A 3,607-nucleotide genomic window follows, 5' to 3' on the forward strand; every position below is an offset into this window, starting at 1 on the left:
CGACGGCGAGCCGTTCGCGCCCGCGGCCGAGCACGCCGACGAAAAGGAAGCCGTCGCCCGGCGCGCGGCGGCGCTGGTCGCCGACGGCGACACCGTGCTCCTCGACGTCGGCACCACCGCGCACCGGCTGGCGCGGCACCTGCGCGACCGCGCGCTGACGGTGATCACCAGCAGCCTCGCGGTCTACGAAGAGCTGAAGGACGCCGCCGACGTCGAACTCGTCCTGCTCGGCGGCGTCGTCCGGCGCGGGCAGCTTTCGATGGTGGGCTTCCTGACCGAGGACGCGCTGCGCCAGGTGCGCGCCGGCACCGTGTTCCTCGGCGCGAGCGGGGTCCGCGGCGACGGCCACGTGATGGACTCGACGGTCGTCGAGGTGCCGGTGAAGCGCGCGATGGTCGCGGCGGCGGACCGGGTGGTGCTGCTCGCCGACGCCGGCAAGTTCCCCGGGACCGGCCTGGCGAAGGTCTGCGGGCCGGACGCGCTCGACGTCGTCGTGACCAGCGCCGGTGCCGACGAACCGACCTGCGCCGCGCTGGCCGACGCCGGGGTGGAGGTGCTGCGGTGAAGCTGGCCATCCTCGGCGGCGGCGGGTTCCGCGTGCCGCTGGTGCACGGCGCGCTGCTGCGCGACGGCGGCGTCACGGACCTGGTGCTGCACGACGTCGACGCCGGGCGGCTCGCGGCGATCGAACGGGTCCTCGCCGAGCAGGCCGCCGGGGTGGCCGCCGCGCCGCGGGTGCGCGTGACGACGGACCTCGCCGACGCACTGTCCGATGTGGACTTCGTGTTCTCCGCCATCCGGGTCGGCGGCCTGCGAGGCCGCCGGCTGGACGAGCAGCTCGCGCACGCGGAAGGCGTGCTGGGCCAGGAAACGGTCGGCGCGGGCGGGATCGCGTACGGCCTGCGTACGGTCCCGGTCGCCGTCGAGCTGGCTCGGCTGATCGGCGAGCTGGCGCCGCGCGCGTGGGTCATCAACTTCACGAACCCGGCCGGGATGGTCACCGAAGCGATGGCCGCGCACCTCGGCGGCCGGGTGCTCGGCATCTGCGACTCGCCGGTCGGGCTGTGCCGCCGCGTCGCCGGGGCGCTCGGCATCGACCCGGCGACGGCGTGGTTCGACTACGCGGGCCTCAACCACCTGGGCTGGCTGCGCGCGGTCCGCGTCGGCGGCGAAGACGTCCTGCCGCGGCTGCTCGCCGACACCGGCGCGCTGGAGTCGTTCGAGGAGGGGAAGCTCTTCGGCGCCTCCTGGCTGCGTGCGCTGGGCGCGGTGCCGAACGAGTACCTGCACTATTACTACTTCGCGCGGGAGGCGGCCGGCTCGGCGTCACGTGGTGCGCTTCTCCTTGAACAGCAACGGGATTTCTACGCGGAGCCTTCGCTGGCGTCGTGGGACCGCACGCGGTTGGCGCGGGAAGCGACGTATATGGCCGAAACGCGGGAGGGGGAGCGTGACGACCTCGAAGGCGGCGGGTACGAGAACGTCGCGCTCGCATTGATGCGCGCGATCGCCCTGGGTGAGCGCACGAACCTGATCCTCAACGTGCGCAACGGATCCGCTTTGCCGGACGTGCCACCGGACGCGGTCGTCGAGGTGCCGTGCGTCGTCGACGGCAACGGGGCCCGCCCGCTCGCGGTTTCGCCGCTGCCCGGCCACGCGCTGGGTCTGGTCACAGCGATCAAGGCCGTCGAGCGCGCGACGATCGAAGCGGCGACGACGGGTTCGCGCGAGGCGGCGCTGCGGGCGTTCGCGCTGCACCCGCTGGTCGACTCGGTTTCGGTGGCGCGGCGGCTGCTCGACGCCTACACCGCCGCGCACCCGGAACTCGCTTACCTGGCTTAGGGAACCAGCTCGCGCAGCAGCGGCCCGAGGCGGCGGGCGAGGCTGGCGTCGACTTGGTCGATTTCGCTCACGAACAGTTCCGTGACGGCGCGGAAGGCCCGGCCGAGGTCGTCGAGGCCGCCGGCGAGGGTGGCTTCGAACGGCCGCGTGACTGTGGTCGGGAGCTGATCGAGCCCGCGCCCTTCGACGGCGGGCAGGCCGTGCCGCAGGCAAGCCAGCGCGAGTGCGTGCTCCCGCACCCGGCCGACCATGTACTCGGCCTGCCAGCCGCGGCCGCGCGCGAGGCTCGACCGCGCGTGCAGGGCGTGCAGCCAGGCCAGGTCGATCAGCCGCCGGGCGTCCGGGGGCGGTACCGGTTCGCGCTCGTTCGCGGTGCCGAACAGCAGCCGGAACTTCGGCGTCGTCGCGCCGAAGTCCGCTTCCGGCCAGAACGCCAGGTCGACCTGCAGCGTGCTGTCCAGGAGGAACACGCGGAACACCGTCCGCTCGAACACGACGTCCATGTGGTGCACGGCGCCGTGCTCGTCGTACATCCGCGTGGTGAAGTCCGCGAGCACCGGCCCGGGATCGCCGCTGACGGCGAACGCGAGGTCGATGTCCGACCACGCGTCTTCGGCGTCGAGCGCGGCCGAGCCGGTGAGCGCGGCGCCGGTGACGCGCTCGTCCGACCGGGCCGCCTCGACCAGTGCCTCGCGGAGCGAACTCCGTTCCCCGGTGCTGTACATGATCGCCAGGCTAGACCGCGGCCATCGCGTTGAACTCCGCTTCGGCTGCGTCACGCTCGGCGTACAGCGACCACGCCTTCTCCGCGATGTCGTCCGGGTTCAGCGTCCCGGCGGTGAACCCGTGGTCCTGGGACGTGAACACGCGGTGGATGTCGCCGCGCTCGATGAGGCCGCCGATGGTGAGGATGCCGGCGTAGACGCCCTTTTCGCGCAGGGCCGCGTGCAACGTCAGGACGTACATGCGCAGCGCCGCCGACGCCGGGGCGAGGGTGCCGAGCATCGGCATCGGGTGCTTGCCGCTCAGGCCACCGGCGAAGAGCAGGGCGCCCGAGCCGCGGGCCAGCATCGGCGGCAGTGCCGCGTGCACGAGGTTCGCGGCCGGGAGCATGAAGTTCTCGAACGGCGTGCGCAGGTCGTCAGGGCCGGCTTCGGTGAGCGGCTTGATGGCCGCGCCGCCGGTCGCGTCGGCCGGGCCGAAGTACACCGTGTCGATCTCGCCAGCGTCCGCGGTGATCCGGGCGAGGACGGCGCGGAGCTGGGCGTCGTCGGTGACGTCGGCGGTGTAGGTGTGGGTGGGGATCCCGGTCAGGGCCTCGCGGTAGGCGTCGTGCCGCGCGGCGGTGCGGGAAACCAGTGCCGTCGTAAAGCCTTCGCGGCCGAAGCGGCGGGCGATCGACAGGCCGAGCCCGGGGCCGACGCCCAGGACGGCGATCACTTTCGGCAAGGGAACCTCCTCATCGGATGAACTTGAGAGTGTCCTCAAGTTAGTCAGAAGTTGAGGACGCCGTCAACTTGACTCCGGCGAATGTCGTCACGGGTTGGGGCCACCGGCGCAACGACGGCGCCGGGTGCTGCTCCAAGCGGGTAGAACCTGTTCCAGTTTCGGGGTCGTGCCGACACGATGACCTTCGCCGTTCCCGCGAGCGAGGAGTGCGCCATGGATGCCGACCTGACCCGCCGCCAGATCCTGCGCGGCACCGCGGCGGGCGTGGGCCTCGCGGCGACGTCCGCGCTCGTCGCGCCGTCCGCCGCGAGCGCGG

The 3,607-nt window shown here is 72.8% G+C and carries 4 protein-coding genes; 2 read left to right on the top strand and 2 right to left on the bottom strand.

Going from position 1 to position 3,607, the window contains the following annotated elements; translation table 11 throughout:
• Nucleotides 1-565, top strand: a 565-nt coding sequence (locus G3I65_RS17150; protein WP_160697010.1) for a DeoR/GlpR family DNA-binding transcription regulator, incomplete at its 5' end; no start/stop codon positions are given.
• Nucleotides 562-1,842: a 6-phospho-beta-glucosidase gene (locus tag G3I65_RS17155; protein ID WP_160697011.1), complete on the top strand. Its 1,281-nt coding sequence runs from the start codon at nt 562-564 to the stop codon at nt 1,840-1,842. The genes G3I65_RS17150 and G3I65_RS17155, both read left to right, overlap by 4 nt.
• On the opposite strand, the gene G3I65_RS17160 is transcribed toward G3I65_RS17155, so the two are convergent.
• Together G3I65_RS17160 and G3I65_RS17165 are read right to left on the bottom strand one after the other, a co-directional pair.
• Nucleotides 1,839-2,567 carry a nucleotidyltransferase domain-containing protein gene (locus G3I65_RS17160; RefSeq protein ID WP_160697012.1) on the bottom strand — a complete coding sequence of 243 codons (729 nt, stop codon included), beginning with the start codon at nt 2,565-2,567 and terminating at the stop codon, nt 1,839-1,841. The genes G3I65_RS17155 and G3I65_RS17160 overlap by 4 nt on opposite strands.
• 10 nt (nt 2,568-2,577) lie before the next feature.
• Nucleotides 2,578-3,282 carry an SDR family NAD(P)-dependent oxidoreductase gene (locus G3I65_RS17165; RefSeq protein ID WP_309235514.1) on the bottom strand — a complete coding sequence of 235 codons (705 nt, stop codon included), beginning with the start codon at nt 3,280-3,282 and terminating at the stop codon, nt 2,578-2,580.
• Between the last annotated feature and the right edge of the window lie 325 nt (nt 3,283-3,607).

Source organism: Amycolatopsis sp. SID8362 (assembly GCF_010550475.1).
Classification (GTDB): domain Bacteria; phylum Actinomycetota; class Actinomycetes; order Mycobacteriales; family Pseudonocardiaceae; genus Amycolatopsis; species Amycolatopsis eburnea.